The organism is Aeromicrobium sp. HA (genome assembly GCF_027171405.1).
In the GTDB taxonomy this organism is placed as follows: domain Bacteria; phylum Actinomycetota; class Actinomycetes; order Propionibacteriales; family Nocardioidaceae; genus Aeromicrobium; species Aeromicrobium tamlense.
Genome location: NZ_CP114372.1, coordinates 3,079,830 through 3,102,164, shown reverse-complemented (window position 1 = coordinate 3,102,164; position 22,335 = coordinate 3,079,830). Strand labels below are relative to the sequence as shown.

At 70.8% G+C, this 22,335-nt stretch carries 19 protein-coding genes and 2 tRNA genes; 14 read left to right on the top strand and 7 right to left on the bottom strand.

Annotation, left to right across the window (positions count from 1 at the left end; all coding sequences use genetic code 11):
* Nucleotide 1 precedes the first annotated feature (1 nt).
* Both O3S82_RS15360 and O3S82_RS15355 read right to left on the bottom strand, forming a co-directional pair.
* Entirely contained in the window at nucleotides 2-1,306 is a 1,305-nt protein-coding gene (locus tag O3S82_RS15360; protein ID WP_269303977.1) for a glycoside hydrolase domain-containing protein, read from the bottom strand.
* Nucleotides 1,307-1,397: 91 nt separating this feature from the next.
* Nucleotides 1,398-1,471, bottom strand: a tRNA-Phe gene (locus O3S82_RS15355).
* A gap of 160 nt (nucleotides 1,472-1,631) precedes the next feature.
* Here O3S82_RS15355 and O3S82_RS15350 point away from each other — a divergent pair.
* On the top strand, nucleotides 1,632-2,339 hold the full coding sequence (locus tag O3S82_RS15350) for a hemerythrin domain-containing protein (protein WP_179427873.1): 708 nt from the start codon (nucleotides 1,632-1,634) through the stop codon (nucleotides 2,337-2,339).
* Nucleotides 2,340-2,402: 63 nt separating this feature from the next.
* Here the strand turns inward: O3S82_RS15350 and O3S82_RS15345 are convergent, their stop codons facing one another.
* The 3 genes from O3S82_RS15345 to gluQRS all read right to left on the bottom strand — a co-directional run bounded on the left by O3S82_RS15345 (nucleotide 2,403) and on the right by gluQRS (nucleotide 4,363).
* Nucleotides 2,403-3,098, bottom strand: a complete 696-nt coding sequence (locus O3S82_RS15345) for a DUF3800 domain-containing protein (RefSeq protein WP_179427875.1) — start codon at nucleotides 3,096-3,098, stop codon at nucleotides 2,403-2,405.
* Between the two features lie 253 nt (nucleotides 3,099-3,351).
* A tRNA-Asp gene (locus O3S82_RS15340) sits at nucleotides 3,352-3,428 on the bottom strand.
* 71 nt (nucleotides 3,429-3,499) lie between these two features.
* A complete protein-coding gene (gene gluQRS, locus O3S82_RS15335) occupies nucleotides 3,500-4,363 on the bottom strand; it encodes a tRNA glutamyl-Q(34) synthetase GluQRS (protein ID WP_269303974.1) in 864 nt (287 codons plus the stop codon).
* Nucleotides 4,364-4,421: 58 nt separating this feature from the next.
* Between gluQRS and O3S82_RS15330 the strand changes: the two genes are divergently transcribed.
* Complete coding sequence (locus tag O3S82_RS15330; protein WP_269303972.1) at nucleotides 4,422-5,111, top strand: TetR/AcrR family transcriptional regulator; 690 nt, start codon at nucleotides 4,422-4,424, stop codon at nucleotides 5,109-5,111.
* Here the strand turns inward: O3S82_RS15330 and O3S82_RS15325 are convergent.
* Together O3S82_RS15325 and O3S82_RS15320 are read right to left on the bottom strand one after the other, a co-directional pair.
* Nucleotides 5,098-5,856, bottom strand: a complete 759-nt coding sequence (locus O3S82_RS15325) for an SDR family oxidoreductase (protein ID WP_269303970.1) — start codon at nucleotides 5,854-5,856, stop codon at nucleotides 5,098-5,100. The two genes, O3S82_RS15330 and O3S82_RS15325, sit on opposite strands and share 14 nt — an antisense overlap.
* Nucleotides 5,853-9,380: an indolepyruvate ferredoxin oxidoreductase family protein gene (locus tag O3S82_RS15320; RefSeq protein WP_269307072.1), complete on the bottom strand. Its 3,528-nt coding sequence runs from the start codon at nucleotides 9,378-9,380 to the stop codon at nucleotides 5,853-5,855. The genes O3S82_RS15325 and O3S82_RS15320 overlap by 4 nt, the downstream gene beginning before the upstream one ends.
* Nucleotides 9,381-9,472: 92 nt before the next feature.
* On the opposite strand from O3S82_RS15320, the gene O3S82_RS15315 reads away from it, so the two are divergent.
* The 12 genes from O3S82_RS15315 to O3S82_RS15260 all read left to right on the top strand — a co-directional run bounded on the left by O3S82_RS15315 (nucleotide 9,473) and on the right by O3S82_RS15260 (nucleotide 22,326).
* Nucleotides 9,473-10,594, top strand: a complete 1,122-nt coding sequence (locus O3S82_RS15315) for a PucR family transcriptional regulator (protein ID WP_269303968.1) — start codon at nucleotides 9,473-9,475, stop codon at nucleotides 10,592-10,594.
* Between the two features lie 143 nt (nucleotides 10,595-10,737).
* On the top strand, nucleotides 10,738-11,892 hold the full coding sequence (locus O3S82_RS15310; RefSeq protein ID WP_269303966.1) for an NAD(P)/FAD-dependent oxidoreductase: 1,155 nt from the start codon (nucleotides 10,738-10,740) through the stop codon (nucleotides 11,890-11,892).
* 7 nt (nucleotides 11,893-11,899) lie between these two features.
* A complete protein-coding gene (locus O3S82_RS15305; RefSeq protein WP_179427889.1) occupies nucleotides 11,900-12,769 on the top strand; it encodes a branched-chain amino acid ABC transporter permease in 870 nt (289 codons plus the stop codon).
* Nucleotides 12,769-13,827, top strand: coding sequence for a branched-chain amino acid ABC transporter permease (locus O3S82_RS15300; protein ID WP_269303963.1), 1,059 nt, complete (start codon nucleotides 12,769-12,771; stop codon nucleotides 13,825-13,827). The genes O3S82_RS15305 and O3S82_RS15300 overlap by 1 nt, the downstream gene beginning before the upstream one ends.
* The gene (locus O3S82_RS15295; RefSeq protein ID WP_179427893.1) at nucleotides 13,824-14,594 is read left to right on the top strand and encodes an ABC transporter ATP-binding protein; all 771 of its coding nucleotides are present in this window, start codon (nucleotides 13,824-13,826) and stop codon (nucleotides 14,592-14,594) included. The genes O3S82_RS15300 and O3S82_RS15295 overlap by 4 nt, the downstream gene beginning before the upstream one ends.
* On the top strand, nucleotides 14,587-15,351 hold the full coding sequence (locus tag O3S82_RS15290) for an ABC transporter ATP-binding protein (protein ID WP_269303960.1): 765 nt from the start codon (nucleotides 14,587-14,589) through the stop codon (nucleotides 15,349-15,351). Before O3S82_RS15295 ends, O3S82_RS15290 begins: the two co-directional genes overlap by 8 nt.
* A 9-nt stretch (nucleotides 15,352-15,360) precedes the next feature.
* Nucleotides 15,361-16,533: an ABC transporter substrate-binding protein gene (locus O3S82_RS15285; RefSeq protein WP_190263501.1), complete on the top strand. Its 1,173-nt coding sequence runs from the start codon at nucleotides 15,361-15,363 to the stop codon at nucleotides 16,531-16,533.
* Between the two features lie 111 nt (nucleotides 16,534-16,644).
* Complete coding sequence (locus tag O3S82_RS15280; protein WP_179422418.1) at nucleotides 16,645-17,817, top strand: ABC transporter substrate-binding protein; 1,173 nt, start codon at nucleotides 16,645-16,647, stop codon at nucleotides 17,815-17,817.
* An 84-nt stretch (nucleotides 17,818-17,901) separates the two neighbouring features.
* On the top strand, nucleotides 17,902-19,251 hold the full coding sequence (locus tag O3S82_RS15275) for an MmgE/PrpD family protein (RefSeq protein ID WP_179422420.1): 1,350 nt from the start codon (nucleotides 17,902-17,904) through the stop codon (nucleotides 19,249-19,251).
* Nucleotides 19,248-21,239, top strand: coding sequence for an oxidoreductase (locus tag O3S82_RS15270; protein WP_269303955.1), 1,992 nt, complete (start codon nucleotides 19,248-19,250; stop codon nucleotides 21,237-21,239). Before O3S82_RS15275 ends, O3S82_RS15270 begins: the two co-directional genes overlap by 4 nt.
* Before the next feature lie 20 nt (nucleotides 21,240-21,259).
* Complete coding sequence (locus O3S82_RS15265) at nucleotides 21,260-21,607, top strand: RidA family protein (protein ID WP_179422424.1); 348 nt, start codon at nucleotides 21,260-21,262, stop codon at nucleotides 21,605-21,607.
* The gene (locus O3S82_RS15260; protein WP_269303953.1) at nucleotides 21,604-22,326 is read left to right on the top strand and encodes an SDR family NAD(P)-dependent oxidoreductase; all 723 of its coding nucleotides are present in this window, start codon (nucleotides 21,604-21,606) and stop codon (nucleotides 22,324-22,326) included. The genes O3S82_RS15265 and O3S82_RS15260 overlap by 4 nt, the downstream gene beginning before the upstream one ends.
* Nucleotides 22,327-22,335: the final 9 nt, after the last annotated feature.

Here is a 22,335-nt window from a genome sequence, read left to right as displayed (position 1 = left end):
GTCAGCGGCGACCGCGCTGGAGCGCGTCCCACACCGCCTGGTCGGCGGTCTGGTAGGTCGGCAGTCCGACCGACTTGCGGTAGGTGCGCACGGCCGTGGTCGTGCGGGCGTCGTAGATGCCTGTCACGTCCACCTTCTGGCCCGCGGCCCGCAGCGACCGCTGCAGGCGGTGCACCGGCTCGCCGACCTTGCCCCGCTTGAGCGCGATCGGCGTCTTGCCGCGCGACAGCAGGGCCGTCCACACCGGGCGCGAGGCCGTGGACGTCTGCGACCAGCCCAGCGACGCCCGGTAGGAGTTCACGGCCTTGGTCGTGCGGGCGTTCCAGCGGCCGGTGACGGTGGCGCCATGGCCGGCGCGCTTGAGCAGGCACTGGAGCAGCTTCACGTCGCCGCCGCGCGAGCCCGCCTTCAGCGTGCGGTAGCGGTTGAGGGTGGGCTTGATGCCGCACACCTTCTGCTCCTTCTTGGCCTTCGAGCCGCCGCCCACGGTGAGGACGTTCTTGTCGATCAGCACCTTGCGTCCGCGGTAGGAGACGGTGACGTTGTTGTGGTACTGGTGCAGGCGGTCGCGCTTCCAGAACGTGTTCTGCAGGTAGGGGCGCCCGTTCGTGTTCGCCTTCCTGTTCGTCCAGGCGAACCACATCTGGTCGGGGAAGTCGAAGGTCTTCGAGCCGGCGTGACGCACCTCGTCGACGGCCTGGATCGCGGCGGACGCGCTGGAGTAGAGGCCGACCTTGTAGCCGCGCTGGTGAACCCGCTGGACGAACGCGTCGATGAAGCTCAGCACCGCGGCGTTGCAGCGTCGGTTGGCGCGGTCGTACCACTCGATGTCGAGGTAGACCGCGTTCTTCTTGGCGAAGCCGTAGCGGGCCGCGGCGCGCACGGCCTCGTCGGCGTCGGCGCGCGCCTGGGCGCGGGCCTTCGTGCGGTCGTACGACATGCGCTTCTTCGCGGACTTCGAGTCGAAGCAGGGCGCCTGGTAGCCGACGTGGATCGGCAGGAACAGCCAGCCGCGCGACGCCTGCCGCTGGACCCACGCGGGGCTCAGGTACGGCTGCTTCGACTCGTCGCAGTAGCGCGAGTTGCCCGAGGTGTAGATGCCGACCACGGTGTACGGCGAGGCCACGTTCCACGCGTCCATGACGTCGTTCGAGGGGGCCACGCAGGTGTCGAAGGCGTAGCCGCCGAATCGCTTCGGCGAGCTCGGCTTCGCGGCGTGGGCGGGCGCCGCGAGCAGCGAGGCGGTGAGCAGCAGGCCGAGCACGACGGTGAGCCGGCGGGCGACCTGGAGGACGGTGGAGCGCATCGTTCCAGCGTAGGTCGATGCGACGCGGGCGTCGACACGCTTGCTGGAGAAAGCGAGAATCCCCGGTCGGTGACCGGGGATCTCGAGGCGGTGGCCAGGGCCGGGGTCGAACCGGCGACCTTCCGCTTTTCAGGCGGACGCTCGTACCAACTGAGCTACCTGGCCGTGCTCCGTGGAGCGACGTTCACCCTACCGCACCGCCTCCGCGCCGCCGAAATCGCCTCCGGCTGCGTATCAGCAGCGACGTCGGGTGCTCTCCGGTCGTGGGTGGCCGCGCCCGCGCGTGCCGTCCGCCGTCGCACCGCAGTCCCGAGAGAGAAGGCAGATGTCCCCCACCCCCTTGCTGCTGCCGGGCCAGGCCGCCGCGCCCGAAGGCCCCGCCGACATGACCATGATGTACGTCCTGCACCACGCGTTCCGGCGCGACCTGCGGGACTTCACCCGCGCCGCCGCGCACACCGCCACCGACGACACCCCGCGCTGGGTCCTGCTCGCCGAGCGCTGGTCGCTGTTCACGCACGAGCTGCACCAGCACCACACCAAGGAGGACGAGATCCTCTGGCCGCTGCTGCTCGAGCGCGTGCGCGCCGCCTCCGACGCCGAGTCCGAGCGCGTCCTGCACGAGATGGAGGCCGAGCACGCGGTCCTCGACCCGCTGCTGACCGCGGCGTCCGCCGCACTCGAGCGGCTCTCGGCCGGTGGCGACGTGCGGGCCCACGACCTGCTGTCCGACTCGCTGGAGGAGCTCGGCGAGGCGCTGGACCAGCACCTGGGTCACGAGGAGAGCGCGGCCATCCCGATCCTGCACCGCTACGTCGGCGGCAGCGAGTGGGAGGAGCTCGAGCGGACCCGGTTCCGGCCGAAGCAGTCGCTCGCGCAGGCGCGGCAGTTCGTGCCGTGGGCGCTCAAGGGTCTGCCGGCCGACGCGGAGCACCGGGTGCTGAACCTCGGCGGTCCCGCGCTGCGCATCATCAACGCCCTCGGGCGCCGGAGGTTCCAGGCGCAGGAGGCGGCGGCGTTCGGCGCGGCTTGAGTCCCAGGGAGTGAGAGAAGCCCCGCCCATACGGGCGGGCTCTCAGCACTGGCGACCGAGCCGTCAGGCTCCGAAGCGCTTGCGATCCAGCGTCTTGAAGTAGCCCTTCTTGAGAGCGCGCTCGGCGCTGTCCTTGGGCGTGGAGAAGAAGCCGCGTTCGGACGGCGACAATCCGCCGGCCCCGATCTTCTGCCTCAGCAGTGCCATCGTGCAGCAGAGGTCCGCGGCTTGGAACAGGCTGTAGTCCGCGGGGACCACCTGGCGTACCTCGACGCTCAGGTGGGCGTTGAACACGCTGTTGACGAGGTTGGTGATCTCCTTCTGGCCGTTGTCGTAGTAGATGACGATGCGCTGCCAAGAGGTGAAGTACTCGTAGTTCGAGCGGATGAGCTCACCGAGCGCGCGCGACATGGCGCTGACGAGCTTGTCGGTGTCGCCCACCTCGCGCTTGCTGAACACCCACGAGTGATGAGTCACGTCGCAGGTACGGACGAAGTCGACGAGCACCCGGAAGATCGATCGGCGCGACGGCATGTCGAGCAGGCGGTAGTCCTTCTCACGACGGATCAATGGTCCGGTGTGGATCGCATGGTTCTTCCGCAGTCCACGGGAGAGCAGTGCCTCGTGGATCTTGTCGAGGTGACCGGCGATGTCGTCGCTCTGGTCGTGGAAGACGAGACTCAGCACGTAGAACGGCGAGTGCTTCTCGAACGGGCCGAAGTCCCCTGACTCGTCGATGAAGATGCTCAGCTCACGCACGTCAGGCCCCTGGACACGACTTGAGGCGGGTGGAACCCGCCTCAAGAGGGTGGCGGGGGATGTCCCCGCCTAGTGGTTGGACCAGGGCCTTTCGGCCAGCCCAGATGGGTCAGGTTACACCGAGGCGAAGCACGCAGGCAATCAGCGGCCGATGTCAGCGGCACCGCCGTGGGAGGAGGTAGCGGCGTTCGGCGCGGCCTGAGCACTCATGGAATGAGAGAAGCCCCGCCCGTACGGGCGGGGCTCTCAGCACTGGCGACCCCGACGGGACTCGAACCCGCGACCTCCGCCGTGACAGGGCGGCGCGCTAACCAACTGCGCCACGGGGCCTTGTGCGTTGCGGTTTCAACCGCGACCGCAAGACTACCCGACGGTTCTGCGAGTCTCCAAAACGGGGGTGGTCAGAACGTGACGATCCATGGCTCGCGGCTGATTTCCCGGGGGTCCAGCTCGGCGAGCAGGGCCTCGGGCGACCGTGCCGCGACGCCCAGGGACGTGCCGATCAGGTCCCAGGCGTGCTCGGGGGAGAGGTCGCGCAGGGTCACGTCGCCGTCGCGCTTGGCCAGGCGCCGGCCGTCGGCGTTGAGGGCCAGCGGGACGTGCGCATAGGCCGGCTCGGGGGCGCCCAGCTCGTGCGTCAGGTAGGCCTGCGCGGGGGCGGCGTCGAGGAGGTCGTCGCCCCGGACGACCTGGTCGACGTCCTGGTCGGCGTCGTCGACCACGACGGCGAGGTTGTAGGCATGGGCGCCGTCGCCGCGTCGCAGGACGAGATCGTCGACGTGGCCCTCGATCTCGCCGTGCAGCTCGTCGCGGATCGTCCACGTGCGCTCGCGGGCGCGCAGCCGGATCGCGGGGGAGCGCTCGGCCCGGCGCGCCTCGCGCTCGCTCTCGGTGAGGTCGCGGCATGTGCCGGGGTACGAGCCGGGCGGGCCGTGCGGCGCGCTGACGGCCTCGGCGATCTCGCGGCGCGTGCAGAAGCACTCGAAGGTCAGGCCGGCCGCGGTGAGGCGCTGGAGCGCGGCGGCGTAGAGAGGGTCGCGCTCGGACTGGCGGACGACCGGGCCGTCCCAGTCCAGCCCCAGGGCGGCGAGGTCGGCCAGCTGGCTGGCCTCGAACTCGGCCCGCGAGCGCTGGCGGTCGAGATCCTCGACCCGCAGGAGGAACGGGCGCCCGTCGGCGCGTGCGAACAGCCACGCGAGGATCGCGGTGCGCAGGTTCCCCAGGTGCAGGTCGCCCGACGGCGACGGAGCGAAGCGGCCGGCCACGCTCCCGACCCTAGTGACCCTTCGGTAGCCCGGCGCACCAACCACTAGAGTCGCTGCCGTGACATCCCACGGCGCCGAGCCCGATGACTTCATGGAACTGGCCGCGCGCCGGCGCATGTCGTTCCAGCGCAGCCCGGCGGCCGTCAGCCCGCGCGGTCTCTTCGACGACGTCGAGCCGGCGGGGCGCTTCCGCTTCCTCGTGGCCGCCGTCGTGGCGTTCTCCGGCCGGGGCTTCCACGCCACGACGACCCGCGACATCGCGACCGTGGCCGAGGCGAGCCCCGCGAGCCTCTACACGTACTACGACACCAAGTCCGAGCTGCTCCACGAGATGTCGGCGATCACCTTCCGCTACGTGATCGACATGCTGCGCGAGATCGTCGACCGCGGCGCCCCGCCCGTGGAGACGATCTCGGTGATCGTGCGCGAGTACCTGCGGTTCCACGCCGAGGAGAAGATCGTCGTCCTCGTGGTCAACCGCGACTACCGCGCGCTCGGCCTGAGCCAGCTCGCCGAGCTGCTCGGGATGGCCGACGAGATCCACCAGATCGTCGAGTCCGTGGTCCGGGCCGGCATCGAGCAGGGCGACTTCAGCGTGCCCGACGTGCACACCGCGACGCGGGCGGTGCTGCGCCTCGCCGATGTGTCCCCGTGGTTCAACGAGCGCTCGTCACGCACGATCGACGAGCTGGCCGACCACCACGTCGGGCTGATCCTGCAGATGCTGGGGCACGTCAGCGCGGACTGACGATGCTGAGGCCTCCGTCGAGCGGGATCACGGTGCCGGTGAGGAAGGAGCCTCCCGGAGCCGCCAGCAGGATGGCCAGCGCCGCCGCGTCGTCGGGTCGCCCGATGCGGCCCAGGGGCGCGGCCCCCTCGAACTCGTCGCGCGACTCGGCCAGCACCGCCGCCATCATCTTGGACTCGAACGGTCCGGGGGCGATCGCGTTGACCGTGATGTTCCGCGGGCCGAGCTCGACGGCCAGCACGCGCGTGAGGTGGTGCAGCGCCGCCTTCGACGCCGTATAGGAATAGGTGGAGAGGGTCGGGACGCGCAGGCCGTCGATCGACCCGATGTTGACGATCCGCGAGGGAGCGTTCGGCGTGGCCGATGCCTCGAGCAGGGGCGCCAGCTCGCGGACGAGGAAGAACGGCGACTTGAGGTTGAGGTCGACCACCTTGTCCCACGCCGCGGAGTCGAACTCCTCCAGCGGAGCGCCCCACGTGGCGCCGGCGTTGTTCACCAGCACGTCGAGCCGTCCGGTGGCGCCGGCGAACTCGGAGGCGAACTCGGCGCAGCCGGCCTCGGTCGAGAGATCGGCGACCCAGGGTCGCAGGCCTGCCGCGCGCAGCTCCTCGACGTCGAGGCGCCGCGAGACCACGTGCACCTCGGCGCCCGCGGCCGCGAACCCGTCGGCGATCATCCGGCCGATGCCGCGCCCGCCGCCCGTCACCAGCACGGTGCGGCCGGCGACGTCGAACAGTCCGCTCACGCGGTCACCTCCGTGAGGGCCGTGCCGGCCGGCGCGAGGGCCTCGGCAAGACGCTCGCGATAGAGCTCGATGTTGCGCAGCTTGATGTCCTCGTAGCCGCGGACGAGGTCGGGCAGCGCCGCGATGGCGGCCGCGCGCTCGACGCCCAGCTCGGGCAGGTCACGCGAGATCCGCCCGACGAGCTCGACGTACTCCTCGCGCAGCTGCCGCTCGGCGCGGCGCACCTTCGCCATGCCGAACGGATCGAGCGCGGTGCCCCGCAGGCGACGCATCGCGTAGAGCGCGCGGAAGGCCGGCTTGAACCAGGCGCCCAGCGCGATCTTGCGCTTCATGCCCAGCGCCCGCAGCATCGGCGGGTGCAGGCGGTACTGCGCCTTCGCGCCCGGGCCGAACTCCGCCTCGAGGGCCGCGTCGAGCGACGGGTCGATCGACAGGCGTGCGACCTCGTACTCGTCCTTGTACGCCATCACCTTGTGCAGGTGCTGCGCCACGGCGAGCGTCAGCTCGCTCGACCCGGGAGCCGTCGCGGCCTCCCGCTCGCGCACCTGCCCGACCACCTCGACGTAGCGGCGGGCGTAGGCCAGGCTCTGGTAGGACTCGAGGTCGGCCGCGCGCGACGTGACCAGCTCGGTGTCGGCGGCGCCCTCGGCGAAGCCTGCCTGCGCGACGAGCGAGCGGACCCGGTCGGAGACCGGCGCCAGCGCCGACGTCTCGGGGGCCTCGGCGGTCAGGTCGCTCAGCAGCGCCGCGCGGTCCGCGACGAACTGGCGACCACGGCGGAACGCCTGCACATTGCGCTCCACGGCCACGCCGTTCAGCTCGAGCGCCGTCTCGATGCTGGCCGCCCGGACCGGCAGGGCGCCGGCCTGGTGGGCCACGCCCAGCAGGAAGATGTTCGCGAACTGGTCGTCGTCGAACAGGTCGAGCGTCATCGCCCGGGCGTCGACGAAGCGGCTCTCGCTCTCGCGGGTCACCTGCTGGATGCGGCCGACCGTGCTCTCGGCCTCGGGGAACGAGACCGTCGTGTCGGTGACCATGGCGCCCGTCGGGACCTCGGCGGTCGAGACGATCGCGACGGTGCGCTCCTCGTGGGCGACCCCGAGGTAGGAGTCCTGCGCGGCGACGAGGACGTCGCAGCCGAGGTACAGGTCGGCCTGGCCGGACGCGATCTTGTTCGCACGGTCGACCGGGGTGGTGCTGAGCTTGACGTCCGAGACGACGGCGCCGCCCTTCTGGGCCAGGCCGGTCTGGTCGAGCCCGCGGACGAAGCGCCCGTCGATCTGCGCCGCGGTCGCGACGATCTGCGAGACCGTGACGACGCCCGTGCCGCCGATGCCGGTGATGCGCATCTCGAACGCGTCCGCCGAGACGACCGGCTCGGGCTCGGGGAGCACGTCCGCCGAGAGCGCCGGGACCACGCGCTTGGCCTTCGCCCCGCCCGGGGTGACGGTGAGGAAGGAGGGGCAGTCGCCGTCGAGGCACGACAGGTCGATGTTGCAGGACGCTTGGTGGATCTTGGTCTTGCGACCGAGCTCGGTGCTCACCGGCTGCACCGAGAGGCAGTTCGACTTGTCGCCGCAGTCGCCGCAGCCCTCGCAGACGCGCTGGTTGATGAACGCGCGCGTCGGGGGCGCCTCGACGATCTTGCGCTTGCGCTTGCGACGCAGCTCGGTAGCGCACTCCTGGTCGTTGACGAGGACGGTGACGCCGGGGGTGCGGCTGAGCTCCTCCTGCGTGCGCATGAGCTCGTCGCGGTGGCGGACGTCGACGCCCTTCGGCAGCCGGCGGCGCCGGTAGCGGCGGGGCTCCTCGGTGGTGATGACGACCTTCGCCACGCCCTCGGCGAGCAGCTCCTCCACGATCTCGTCGACCGTCATGAGGCCGACGGCCTCCTGGCCGCCGGTCATCGCGACGGCGGAGTTGTAGAGGAGCTTGTAGGTGATGTTGGCGCCCGAGGCCACGGCCGCGCGGATCGCGAGCGAGCCGGAGTGGTGGAACGTGCCGTCGCCCATGTTCTGGAAGAGGTGGCCGCTCTCGACGAACGGGGACATGCCGATCCAGGTGGCGCCCTCGCCGCCCATCTGCGTCATCCCGATGACATCGCCGACGCGCTCCTCCGGCATGAGCGAGACCATGCCCGAGCAGCCGATGCCGGCGCCGACGAGCGAGCCCTCGGGCACCTTGGTGGACCGGTTGTGGGGGCAGCCCGAGCAGAAGTAGGGCGTGCGGTTCGCCGTCAGCAGCGGCAGCTGGATGCGGGCCCGGCGTCGCGGACGGGTCGTGAGCTCGACCTCGACCTCGGGCAGCGAGACGTGCTCGGCCAGCCGCGCCCGCAGGACGTCGGCGATGATCTCGGGGGTCAGGTCGGCGTCCGCACGGAACAGCGGCAGGCCGGTCAGCGTGCGCTTGCCGCTGACGGACGGCGCCTCGAGGTGGCCGTAGAGGATCTCCTTGAGGGCCGACTCGACGAACGAGCGCTTCTCCTCGACGACGATGACCTCGCACAGGCCGATCGCGAAGTCCTTGATCTGCTCCGGGTCGAGCGGGTGCACGGCGCCGAGCTTGAGCAGCCGGATGCCGCTCGCCTCGAGGTCCTCGTCGTCGAGGCCGAGCCCCGCGAGCGCCTGGCGGACGTCGTAGTAGGTCCCGCCGGCCGCGACGATGCCGACGACGGCACCGTCCCCGGCGCCCTCGACCCGGTTGATGTCGTTGGCCACGATGTAGCGCCGGGCCAGCTCGATGCGCTCGGTGAACAGGCTGCGCTCGAGCTCGGCCAGCGTCGGCTGGAGGAAGCGCGCGCTGACGGTGTGGGTGAAGTCCCGACCCGCGATGCGACGCGAGGGGATGACGGGAGCGAAGTCGGAGGACACGGTCGTGCTGGCGGTGCCGTCGGCGACGTTCGTCGCGATCTTGAGGCCGGTCCACAGGCCGCTGAAGCGCGACATCATCACGGCATGCAGGCCCAGCCGGAGGCACTCGGCCGGGTCGGCAGGCACGAGCACGGGCATGCCCAGCTCGGCGATCGCGATCTCGCTCGAGCTGGGGACGGTGGAGGACTTGGCGATCGAGTCGTCGCCGACGATGGCGACGGCGCCGCCCTCGTGGTGGGCGCCGCCGAGGTTCGCGTGGCGGAGTGCGTCGGAGGCCCGGTCGAGACCCGGCGCCTTGCCGTACCAGTACCCGACGATTCCGTCGTTGATCCGGTCCGTGGCGTTGCCGGCGAGCTGGCTGCCCTGGACGATGTTCGCCGCGAGCTCCTCGTTGAGTCCCGGCTTGAACTGGACGTCGGCGGCGTCGAGCAGCTGCTGCTGACGCGAGAGCTCGAGGTCGTAGCCGGCGAGCGGAGATCCCTCGTAGCCGGACACCAGCCCGGCGGTTCGACGACCCTCGCGACGGTCGAAGCGCGCGACGTCCAGCGGGAGGCGCACGAGCGCCTGCAAGCCGGACATGAAGACGGTTCCGTCCTCGACCGTGTAGCGATCCGAGAGCTTCATCGACGACCTCCTGTGACGTGGATCTCTGATTCAATCGGACCTGACTCGTGATATCACCGGTCAGAAGCACCAAATCCCGGCCAGAACGGGCTGGTCTTTGGTGGATTCCACAAAGGAGGGTCATGGACGACCACGAGAAGCGCCTCGCGACGGCCCTGTGCGCCCGGGTGGCGGCCGACCTCGACGAGCTGGGACCGCGCATCACGCGCAGCATCCGGCTCGCCCAGCCCGAGTACTCGCTCGTGCCCCTGGACGACCACGTCGAGCACGTCACCGAGCAGCAGCGGCTGCTGCTGATCGCGCTCGGGCGGCACGAGGTCGTGAGCGGCAGCCAGCGGGCACGCGCCGCGGACCTCGGCCGGCTGCGGGCCACCCAGGGCGTGAGCGTCGCGACCGTCATCGGGGCGTACCACGTGGGCAACCGCGAGCTGTGGCAGAACCTCGTCGCCTACGCGGACGAGGAGACCTCCTGCCTGCCGGGACTGGCGACGCTGCTGTGGCGCTCGATCGAGGTGATGACGGCCGAGATCGTCGCGGCCTACGAGACCACGGCCCGGGCGCGCCAGACCCACGCCCTGTCGCTGCGGCAGCGGCTCGTCGAGCTGCTCCAGCGCGACGAGCTGGCGGCCGAGGCGCACGACGTGGCCGTCACGCTCGGGCTCGACCCGGCCGGCGCGTTCGTCGGGGCGTGGGTCGGCCTCGAGGACGACCCGCTGGCGCAGGCCGCGAGCCTGACCTCCGGCCTGCGACGGGGCACGGCCTTCGCGGTCGGTCACCCTGCGGGCGTCCAGGTCCTGGCCCAGGGCTGCAGCGCCGACGAGCTCGAGCTCGCGATCCGCGCGGCGGAGCCCGACGTCCGGCTCGGGGTGGGTCTCGAGCGCGCCGGGCTCGAGGGCGCTCGCGACTCGTTGCTCGACGCCCGGCTGTGTCTCGAGATCGCCACCGACGCCCAGCCCACGCGCCGGTTCGAGGAGGACTGGCTGAGGGCGACGATCCGGTCCCAGGCCGACCGCCTGGACCCCATCGTGCGGGGGCTGCGGGACGTCGTCGAAGCCAATCCGCACCTCGTCGAGACGTTGGATGTGTACGTTGACACCGGCTTCTCGATCGCCGACACGGCGCGGGTCCTGCACCTGCATCCGAACAGCGTCGCGTACCGCTTGGACCGGTGGAATCGTCTCACTGGTTGGGACGCAAAGACCTTCCGAGGGCTGTCGCAGTCGTTGCTCGCCGCAGTGTTGTAACTAATTTTCCCTGCAATCTCAGCTTTTTACATTGCGGAAACGCAATGTTGACTAAGCGCTCGCTTGTGCCCCGCTATCTTCGGGTGTCATAGTGCTGCTCCTGTGATGGATGTCACGTGGAGCCGAGGTAGGGAGTCGAGCGCATGACCCAATCCGAATTCGATGTGATCGTCGTCGGCGGCGGGATCGCCGGCGTGTCGATCGCCAGCGAGCTGTCGAGCGACCGGTCGGTCTGCCTCGTCGAGATGGAGTCCTCGCTGGCCTTCCACACGACCGGCCGATCGGCCGCGACGTTCCTGGAGACCTACGGCGGACCGAACATCCGCGCGCTCACCACGGGCAGCCGCGAGTTCCTCACGAAGCCCCCCGCGGAGTTCGAGCAGATCCTCATGACGCCCCGGCCGCTGCTGCAGTTCGCGAAGCAGGGTCGCGAGAGCGTGATCGAGGAGCTGCACCGCGACGTGCTGCCCCTGGTCCCCGATGCCGAGCTGGTCGACGAGGCGCGGATGATGCAGCTGTTCCCGCTGCTGCGACCGGGCTTCTCGAACGTCGGCATGTACGAGCCCGGCGCCATGGAGCTCGACGTCCTGGCGATCCACGGCGGCTACGTCCGGACGGCTCGCCAGAACGGCGCCGAGATCCACAAGGGCGCCAAGGTCGAGCGCATCGAGCGCGAGGACGACGGCCGCTGGTCGGTCACCACGAGCGACGGGGAGACCCGGCGCGCGCCGCTGGTGGTCAACGCCGCCGGAGCCTGGGCAGACGTCGTGGCCGAGGCGGCCGGCGTGCGCCAGATCGGGCTGCGACCGCTGCTGCGGACGATCTTCATGGTCTCCTCGCCCGGCGGCGCCGGCACGAAGGACCTGCCCATCCTGGGCGACATCGACCAGGCGTTCTACGTCAAGCCGGAGGGGGAGCAGTTCCTGTGCTCGCCGGCCGACGAGACCCCCAGCGAGCCGAAGGACGCCAAGCCCGACTCGCTCGAGATCTCGCGGGCGATCGACGAGGTCAACGACGCGACCACGATCGGCGTGAAGGGCGTCTCCACCTCGTGGGGCGGCCTGCGCAGCTTCGTCCCCGACCGCAACTTCGTGGTGGGCGAGGACCCCGAGGCCGCCGGCTTCTTCTGGTTCGCCGGACAGGGTGGCTACGGCATCCAGACCGCGCCCGCGACGGCCCGTCTCGGCGCGGCGCTGGCCCGCGGGGAGCAGGCGCCCCAGGACCTGCTCGACCGTGGCCTCGACCCGCTCGCGCTCGTCCCGCACCGTCCCGGCATGCTCGTCGACGCAGGGCACTGAGGCCGCCATGGAGCTCCTGCAGCAGATCATCAACGGTCTGACCATCGGCAGCACGTACGCCCTCGTGGCGATCGGATTCTCGGTCGTCTACGGCGCGCTCGGGCTGGTCAACTTCGCCCACGGCGACATCCTCATGGCCGGCGCGTTCTCGACGTACGGGCTCTACACGCTCGGCGTCCCGCTGCCCCTGGCGTGCCTCGGCGGCATCGTCGTCGGCAGCCTGCTGGCGGTCGCGGTGGAGGAGGTCGCGGTACGGCCGGTCCTCACCCAGCACCTGCTCATCCCCATGATGACCACGCTCGGCGCCGGACTCATCATCCGGAACATCGTCGAGCGCATCTGGGGCAACGGCACGCTGCCGTTCCCGTCGTTCACCGGCGGCGGCTACGTCCACATCGGCGACCTGCAGATCTCGAAGTCGGCGGTGGTCACGCTGGTCGTGGCGTTCGTCGCGATGTTCGCCTTCCTGGCGTTCCTGAAGTTCACCAAGGCGGGCTTCGCGATCCGCGCGGTCGCGCAGGACATGACGGCCGCCCGCCTCATGGGCGTGCCGGTCAACCGCACGATCGCCGTCGTCTACCTGACCGGTGGCGCGATGGGCGTCGTCGGCGGCCTGCTCTACGCGAACACGCTCGAGGTCGTCTACCTCGGCATGGGCTTCGCGGTGCTGCTCAAGGGGTTCGCGGCCGCGATCGTTGGTGGCATCGGCAACCTGCAGGGCGCCATGATCGGCGGCCTGGTCATCGGCGTGCTGGAGTCCACCGTCGGCCCCGCGACCGGCTCCTACCGCGACGCGGTGGCGTTCGTCCTGCTGATCGCGATCCTCCTCGTCCGTCCCACCGGCCTGCTCGGTGCCCGCATCCAGGAGCGTGTCTGATGCTGCAGGTACTCCCCAAGAAGCTCCTCTGGGCCATCGGCGCGATCGCGCTGGTCGCCGCGGTCCTGCTGCCGAATCTCGTCGAGCCGTACACGGTGCGCGTCGCCGCGCTGATCCTCGTGTTCACGGTGTTCGCCACGGGTCTCAACATCATCCTCGGGTTCACCGGTCTGCTGAGCTTCGGCCACGCCGCCGTCTTCGGCGTCGGCGCCTACGTCTCGGCGCGGCTCTTGCTCGACACCGGCATGCCGCTGCTGCTCGTCATGGTCGCGGCCACCGTCGGGGCGGGCGTGGTGGGACTGCTGGTCGGCCTCACCTCATGGCGCGCGGGCGGCGACTACCTCGCCCTCGTGACGCTCGGCGTCGGCCAGATCTTCTACCTGTTCCTCATCAACGAGAAGGACCTGACGGGCGGCGCGACCGGCCTCCCGGGCATCCCCGCCGGCAACTTCTTCGGCTGGGACCTGGCGCCGCTGGAGAACACGTACCTGTTCATCCTCGGGGTCACCGTCGTCGTGATGGGCTTCGCCTGGGTCCTGGGACGGTCGTACTTCGGCCGGGCCATGCTCGCGGTGCGCGAGGACGAGATCATCGCCCGCGCCCACGGGATCAACGTGCCGCTGACCAAGGTCCTGTCGTTCGGCATCGGCAGCGCGATCGCCGGTCTCGCCGGCGTGCTGCAGGTGCTGCTGCTGGGCTTCGTCGGACCCGCGACGTTCAAGGTCGACCAGTCGATCCTCGTGGTCGAGATCGTCCTGATCGGCGGCATGGCCACGACGATCGGCCCGCTGCTCGGCTCGATCCTCGTCATCGGCTCGACCGAGTACCTGCGAGCCCTGGCCGACTACCGCTCGGCCGTGTTCGGCGTGCTGATGCTCGTGATCCTGCTCTGGCGTCCGGGCGGTCTCGCCCAGATCTTCGGGCTGAGCTCGCGGACGCCCAACGCGGTCCGGCTGCCCTTCATCGGGAGGATCGGCCGCCGCAAGGGCGCGCCGGCTGCGACGCCCGCGGCGGACGAGATCGAGGACGAGCACGAGAAGGAGGAGGTCAGCCGATGAGCACGACCCTGCTGAAGGCGACCGACGTCGGCTGCCGGTTCGGAGGCGTCATCGCCCTCGACCGTGTCGACTTCGAGGTCGCCGAGAACGAGATCGTCGGCCTGATCGGGCCGAACGGATCGGGCAAGACCACCCTGCTGAACGTGCTCTCGGGCATCTACAAGCCCACGTCCGGCTCGCTCACGATCGGCGGCAACGACGTCCGCTGGCCGTCCTCGCGGATCCTGAGCAAGCGGTACAAGCTGGCGCGGACGTTCCAGAACATCCGCCTGGCGCCCGGGCTCACCGTGCGGGACAACGTCCTCATCGGGATGCACTCGACGTTCCACTGGTACGACGCGCTGCGCCGTGGCAGGTCGTCCCGCGAGGCGTCGGCCCGCCAGGCCGCCGACGAGATCCTCGAGTTCGTCGGGATCGCGGACAAGGCCGACCACATCGCCACGGACCTCAGCTACGGCGACCAGCGCCGCGTGGAGATCTCGCGGGCGCTGGCGACCTCGCCGAAGCTGCTCCTGCTCGACGAGCCGGCCGCCGGCATGAACCCGCGCGAGGCCGCGTCGCTCGTGACCCTGATCCGCCAGATCCACGCCCAGCGCGACCTCTCGATCGTGGTCATCGAGCACAACATGAACGTCGTCATGAACACGGCGTCACGGGTCATGGTGCTCGACGCCGGACTCTGCATCGCCCACGGCGACCCGAAGACCGTGAGCTCCGACGAGCAGGTGCTCGAGGCGTATCTGGGAAAGAGGTTCCGCAATGCCTGACCTGCTGCTGCAAGCCAAGGACCTGTGCGTCCAGTACGGACCCGTCACCGCCCTCGACGGCGTCTCGATCGAGGTCAACCGCGGCGAGATCGTCGCGCTGGTCGGTGCGAACGGCGCCGGCAAGTCCACGCTGCTCAAGACGCTCTCGGGCCTGCTGCGACCCGTGAGCGGGGAGGCCTCGTTCGACGGGACCGACCTCGCGCGCACCCCGGCGCACCGGATCGTCTCGGCCGGACTCGTGCACGTCCCGGAGGGCCGCCACGTGTTCCCTCGGTTCACGCTGCGCGAGAACCTCATGGCGGGCGCGTACACGGGCGACTTCCGCGCCGCGGCGAAGCGGGCCGACGAGATCATCGCGTCGACGCCGATCCTGGCGCGCCGCGCCGGCAGCACGGCCGGGCAGCTCTCCGGCGGCGAGCAGCAGTGGCTCGTCGTGGAGCGCGCGCTCATGGCGAATCCGACGATGATCATGCTCGACGAGCCGTCGATGGGCCTGTCGCCCGTGCTCGCCGACCAGATCCTCGAGCTCGTGAGCCAGCTGCGCGACCGCGGCGTGACGGTGCTGCTGGTCGAGCAGAACGCGCTCGGCGCGATGGAGATCGCCGACCGCGTCTACGCGCTCGGCTCGGGCTCGATCCTCTACTCCGGCACGTCCGAGGAGCTGCGCCACAACGAGCACTTCGCCGACCAGTTCCTGGGAGTCGTCTCGGCCGACGCCGAGGCGGCTGCCGCCACCAACCCCCCGCAAGAGAAGTAGGAGCAACACATGTTCAGCAAGCGCGTGGCCCTGGCCGCCGCACTCAGCACGGCCCTCCTGGCCAGTGCGTGTGGCGGCGGCTCCGGCAGCAGTGACTCCGACACCGTCGTCCTGGCGGTCGCCGGACCCATGACCGGCGACAGCGCCGAGTACGGCCAGCAGCAGCTGGCGGGCATCCAACTGGCCGTCGACCAGTACACCGAGGGCGGCGGCATCCCCGAGGGTCCGCTGAAGGGCAAGAAGATCAAGGTCGTCAAGTACGACGACGCGGGCGACCCGAACCAGGCCGCGTCGGTCGCGCAGAAGATCTGTGACGACACCGAGGTCATCGGCGTCTTCGGCCACGTCAACTCCTCCGCGACCCTGGCGGCCGAGCCGATCTACGAGCGCTGCGGCGTCCCGCTGATCGTCAGCTACTCCTCGAACCCCGAGATCACGGCCGAGCTGCACGAGAACCTGTTCCGCACGCTCGTCGACGACGCCAAGCTGGGCGCCGAGATGGCCAGCTTCGCCGCGGGCGAGCTGAAGGGCAAGAACGTCGGCGTCATCTCGTCGGACGACGACTACGGCGTGGGCCTGAAGGAGAACTTCGAGCCCGCCGCCGAGGAGCTCGGCCTCACGGTCGCCAAGAGCCTGGTCACCACGACCGGTCAGAAGGACTTCACCCCGCAGCTGACCGAGCTGAAGAACGCCGGCATCGACAGCCTCGTCCTGCTGAACCTCTACACGGACGCCGCGCTGCAGATCAAGCAGGCGAAGGCCCTCGGACTGGACGTGCCGATCCTGGTCACGGCCAGCGCCAACAACCCCGAGCTGGTCAACATCGCCGGTGCCGAGGCCGCCGAGGGCACGTACGTCTCGGCGATCTTCGACCCGGGCAGCAGCAACGAGGGCACCCAGGCGTTCGTCAAGGCGTTCAGCGACGCCAACGGTCGCGAGCCCAGCGAGGGCGCGGCCGTGGCCTACGACTCCGCGTGGGTCGTCTTCCGGGCCTTCGACGAGGGCGCGAAGGACCGCGAGTCGCTGATCAGCACGATCGACGGCATCGAGTCCTTCGACCTGCCGATCGTCGGGGAGTTCGTCTTCAACGACAAGCACGAGCCCACGGTCACGCCCGGCAAGCCCTCGCAGTCGCTGCTGCAGGTGCAGGGCGGCGAGATCAAGACCCGCCCCGGCGCGTGAGTCCCGGTCCGGCGGGTGCGGACTCCGCGCCCGCCGGGCACCACTTCCCCACCATCGCGGCGGCCGTCCGGTCGTGGCAGCAACTCCCAACCAACGAAAACCAGGAGTGACATGTCGAGGAAACAGCTGATGCTGGCCGCGCTGGCCGGTGGAGCGCTCATGCTGAGCGCGTGTGGGGGCGGTGACGAGGCCGGTGACAAGGACACGATCGTCGTGGCCGTCGCAGGACCGATGACCGGAGAGAACGCGATCTACGGCAAGAACCAGCTCGCGGGCGTCCAGTTCGCGGCGAAGCAGATCAACGACGGAGGCGGCGTCGAGTCCGGCCCGCTCAAGGGCGCGAAGATCGAGGTCAAGTCGTTCGACGACGTGGCCGACCCCAACCAGGGCGCCTCGGTGGCGCAGAAGATCTGCGACGACGACGACATCATGGCCGTCTTCGGTCACAGCAACTCGTCCGTGACCCTCGCGGCGATGCCGATCTACGAGCGCTGCGGCATCCCGCTGTTCGTCAGCTACTCGTCGAACCCGGAGATCACGGCCGAGCTGCACGAGAACCTCTTCCGCACGCTCATCGACGACGCCTCCATGGGTGCCGAGATGGCGTACCAGGCGGGTCGGGAGATCGGCGCCGAGAAGGTCGGCCTGATCGCCTCGGACGACGACTACGGCACCGGACTCGTGGAGTCCTTCGAGGAGACCGCGCCCGACGCGGGCCTCGAGGTGGTCGACTCGATCGCCACGACCACCGGACAGAAGGACTTCACGCCCCAGCTGACCACGCTGCGCAACCAGGGCGTCGACACGATCGTCCTGCTGAACACGTACACCGACGCCGCCCTGCAGATCAAGCAGGCCGACGCCCTGGGCTGGGACGACGTGAAGATCCTGGTCACGGCCGGCTCCAACACCCCCGAGCTGGTCAAGATCGCCGGCAAGGACGCCGTCGAGGGCGTGCTCGTGAACGCGGTCTTCGACCCGAACTCCTCGTCGGAGGGCGTGAAGTCCTTCGTGGACGCGTACTCCGCGGACAACGGCGAGGCGCCCGGTGAGGCCAACGCGGTCGCCTACGACTCGTTCTTCGTCTTCCTCGACGGGCTCGAGAACGGTGGCGAGGACCGCGAGTCGCTGATCTCGCAGGTCGCCGACACCGAGTCGTTCGAGCTGCCGATCCGCGGCACGTTCCGCTTCGACGAGAACCAGGGTGCGGCGGTCGACCCGGACTCCCCGGCGACGGCGCTGCTGGAGATCCAGGACGGCGCGTTCGCCTCGTTCACCCCGTGACCGGTCGGGGCGCCCCGCCCCCTTCACGGGGCGCCCCGACCCTCCCGCCCACCCCCTCACGTCTCGTCCTGCCAGGAGCTCCTCATGACCGATCCCCTCAAGAAGATGTCCGACTGGGCCGCCGGCCTGCGCTGGGAGGACGTCCCGAGCGCCGTCCGCGAGCGGGCCGCCGACGCCCTGAGTGACACCGTCTCGACGATGGTCGGGGGAGCCGTGACCGGCTCGGCCGGCATCGCCGCGAAGGTCACCGGCCGCACCGCGGGCCCGTCCCCGGTCGTCGGCCGCGGCCAGGGCTCGTCGCCCACCATGGCCGCCTTCGCCAACGGCGTCGCGGCCAGTGCCCTGGACTTCGACGACGGCCACTACCTGGCCGGCGCGATCCACCCCGGGTCGGTCATCGTGCCCGCCGTGCTCGCGGCGGCGACGAGCGGCACCACCGTGGCGGAGGCGCTCACGGCGCAGGTCGTCGGCTACGAGATCGGTCTGCGGGCCGCGCATCTGCTGTGGCCCAAGCACGACGGCGACCACTACCACTGCACGGGCTGCGCGGGCGCGATCGGCGCCGCCGCCGCGGCCGCCAAGGTCTCCGGAGCCGACGCCGACGAGATCGAGCGCGCCGTGAAGATCGGCTGGCTGCACGCCCCGATGGCCACGTTCGGCTCGCCCATGGTGAAGGAGTCGATCGGCTGGGGCGCCGCCACCGGCGTCATGGCCGCCGAGCTCGCGGCCGCCGGCTTCATGAGCCTGCCGGAGGGCTACGCGCTCGCCGACAACGACGTGCTCCCCGCGACCCCGTTCCACCAGCCCGGGGCGGCCGAGGACCCGTTCGTCACGAGCATCGGCGAGGTCTACGAGACGGGCAACACCTACTTCAAGTCGTTCGCGGCCTGCCGCTACACGCACGCCGCCGCCGCGGGCTTCCGCGGACTGCTCGCCGAGCACGCGATCACGCCCGAGCGGATCGCACGGGTGCGCGTGGGGACCCACCAGGCCGCCACGTTCCTCGACGAGCTCCGTCCCGGCACGATCGACTCCGCGCAGTACAGCTTCCCGTTCGTGCTGGCCTCGATCGCGCTGCACGGCGCCGCCGGTGCGGCCGAGATGGACGAGTCCGTCCTCGCCGAGCCCGAGCGGCTCGACCTCGCCTCGCGGGTCGTCCTCGAGCACGACGCCGACCTCGACCAGCACTACCCGGCGCGCTACCCGAGCCGCGTCACGATCGAGACCACCGACGGCGCCAGCGTCGACGGCGTCTTCCTCGACGCCCCGGGCGATCCCGGCACCGACTTCGGTCGCGCCGAGCTGCAGGAGAAGTGGCGTCTGCTGCTGACGCCGGCGCTGGGGGAGCAGTCCGACCGGGTCCTGGCGGGACTGCGGGACGACGACGCGCTCGTCCTCGACGCCTCGGCCCCTGCGTGGGAGGCATGGGCATGACGTCCGCCCACCTGCGCTCCCTCGTCGAGCCGCTGCGGCTCGGTCCGGTCACGCTGCGGAACCGCATCGTCGTGACGGCCCACGCGACGCACAACATCGACACCGAGCACCTGCCCAACGACGACGACGTCGCGTACTTCGCCGAGCGGGCGAAGGGCGGCGCGGCGATGGTCTCGATGGGCACGACCGCCGTGCACCCGAGCTCGCCCACGCCCTACGGGATCTACCACAACTTCGACGACCGGATCGTCGAGCGCTACGAGCGTCTCTCGGAGGCCGTGCACGCCCACGGCGCCGTGATCGTGCCCCAGCTGGGGCACATGGGCGGGCGCACCGACGGCGGCGACGGGGGCGTCTGGGCGCCCTCGGGCTTCTCGCACCACCTCTACGGCTCGGTCCCGCGCGAGATGACGCGGCGCCAGGTCGACGAGATCGTCGAGGCCTTCGCCAGCGCGGCCGAGCGGGCCGTGCGCGGCGGGATGGACGGCGTCGAGATCGCCGTGGGTCACGGCCAGCTGGTCAACCTGTTCCTCTCGCCCCTGACGAACCGCCGCACCGACGAGTACGGCGGCAGCGACGAGGCGCGCTTCCTCTTCTGCCGGCGCGTGCTCGAGGCGGTGCGCGAGCGGATCGGCGGCGCCCTGCTGATGGTGCGCGTCAACGGGTCGGACGAGACCGAGGGGTCGCTGGACACCGACGCCTGGCTCGACATCGACCAGCGGATCGACGAGCTCGGCATCGTCGACGGGATGAACGTCTCGGCGAACTTCAACGGCTCGGTCATCCCCACGATGGCGGTGCGCCGTGGCTGTTACCTGCACTACGCGCGTGCCGTGCGCGAGCGCGTCGGCCTGCCGGTCGGCGCGGTCGGGCGGATCACGGATCCCGCGATGGCCGCCGCGGCGATCGAGGCCGGCGATGCCGACTTCGTGGGCATGACGCGCGCCCACATCGCGGACCCCCACCTCGTCACGAAGATGCTCGAGGGGCGCGAGGACGAGATCCGGCCCTGCATCGGCTGCATCCAGATGTGCCAGGGCGAGCTGGGCCGTCACCGCAACGTGAAGTGCGTCTACAACCCCGTCACGGGACGCGAGCGCTTCCTCGGCGACATCGAGACCACGACCGCGCCCACCTCGCGCCGCGTCGTGGTGGTCGGCGGCGGGCCCGCCGGACTCGAGACGGCGCGGGTCAGCGCCCTGCGCGGGCACGACGTCACGCTGTTCGACGAGCGTCCCGACACCGGCGGCACCGTGAGGATCGCCGCGCGCACCGAGGGTCGCGACGGGCTGGTCGACGCCGTCGACTGGCTGGGCAACGAGGTCCGCCGCCTCGGCGTGGACCTGCGCCTGCGCCGGACCGCCGAGGGTCGCGACATCGCGGCGCTCGACCCCGACATCGTGGTCCTGGCCACCGGCGCTGCCGAGACCCTGCCGCAGTGGGCGGCGCGCGACCACCGGCGCCTCGTCGCCGCGGCCGACGTCGTCTCGGGGCACCCGGTCCTCTCGGGCCGAGTCGTCGTGGTGGACGAGCACCACCGCACCAACGCGATGTCGGCGGCCCTCGTCGCCGCGCGCGCCGGCTGCGAGGTGACCTTCGTGACCGCCACGCCGGGGCCCGCCGAACTCGTGGAGCCCGAGGTCCGCGACGACTTCCTGACGCTCATGCACGAGGCCCGCATCGCGATCCGCTGCTCCACCAAGGTCACGGAGTTCGACCCCGACGGGCCGCGGCTGCTGTGCCACCACGGCGGCGTCGAGGCGCTGACCTACCGCCACACCGACGACCACGGACGGCCGGTCGTCCGCCCCTCCGAGGTCGTCGAGCTCGAGGCCGACTGGGTCGTCCACACCTGGACCGAGCCGCGCTCCGAGCTGTTCGACGAGCTGCCCGACGACGTCACCGTGCACGCGGTCGGCGACGTCATGAACCCCCACCGCATCGAAGGTGCGGTCCACGCGGCCTTCCGACTCGCCGCGACCTTCTGACCTACCGAAAGGAACCACCCATGGCCACCTACCCCCTCCGCGCGAGCGTCAAGGCCGGCTCGCTGCTCTTCGTGTCCGGCCAGCTCGGCATCGTCGACGGCGCGCTCGTCGACGGCGCCAGCGACCAGACCGACCGCGCGCTGGCCAACTTCGAGGCCGTCGTGCGCGAGCACGGCGCCACGCTGGCCGACGTCGTGAAGACCACCGTCTTCATGTCGTCGATGGAGCACTACGCCGACATGAACGAGGTGTACGCGCGCTGGTTCCCGACCGACCCGCCGGCCCGCTCGGCCTTCGCGGTCCAGGAGCTGCCCCTCGGCGGTCTCGTCGAGATCGAGGGTGTCGTCCAGCTGCCGGAGGACCGATGACGACTCCCGTCGCCGTCGTCACCGGGGGCTCGCGCGGCATCGGTCGCGCGTTCGTGCTGGAGTGCGCGCGCCGCGACTACGCGGTCGTGCTCACCCACCGCGGGCGTGGCACCGACGCCGAGGAGACCGTGCGCGCGGTGGAGGAGATCGGCGGTCGTGCGGTCGCCGTCGTCGCCGACGTCACGACGGACGAGGGCGTCGCCGCCGTGAAGTCGGCCGCCGGCGACCTCGGTGCCGTGTCGCTGCTGGTGAACAACGCCGGCATCCTCGCGCACGGCGAGCTCGGCGAGACCACCGACGAGCTGTGGGACGACGCGTTCGCGATCCACGTGAAGGCGCCCATGAAGCTGACCCGGGCGCTGCGCGACGACCTCGCGGCGACCGGGGGAGCCGTGCTCAACCTGTCCTCGACCGGTGGTGTCGTGGGCTCGGTCCACGGCGTCTCCTACGGAGCGTCGAAGGCGGCGGTCATCGGACTGACGAAGACCCTCGCCCGCGAGCTCGCCCCGCACGTGCGGGTCAACGCCGTGGCGCCCGGCCCGGTCGCCACCGACATGTACGCCTCGATCCCGGCCGACGAGCAGACCGCGGTGGAGGACGCGACCCCGCTCAAGCGGATCGCCGACCCCGCGGAGATCGCCCGCACCGGCCTCGACGTGAGCTCCTGGCCGAACGTCACGGGGCAGGTCATCGTCTCCGACGGTGGACGCGTCATGTGATCCCGTCAC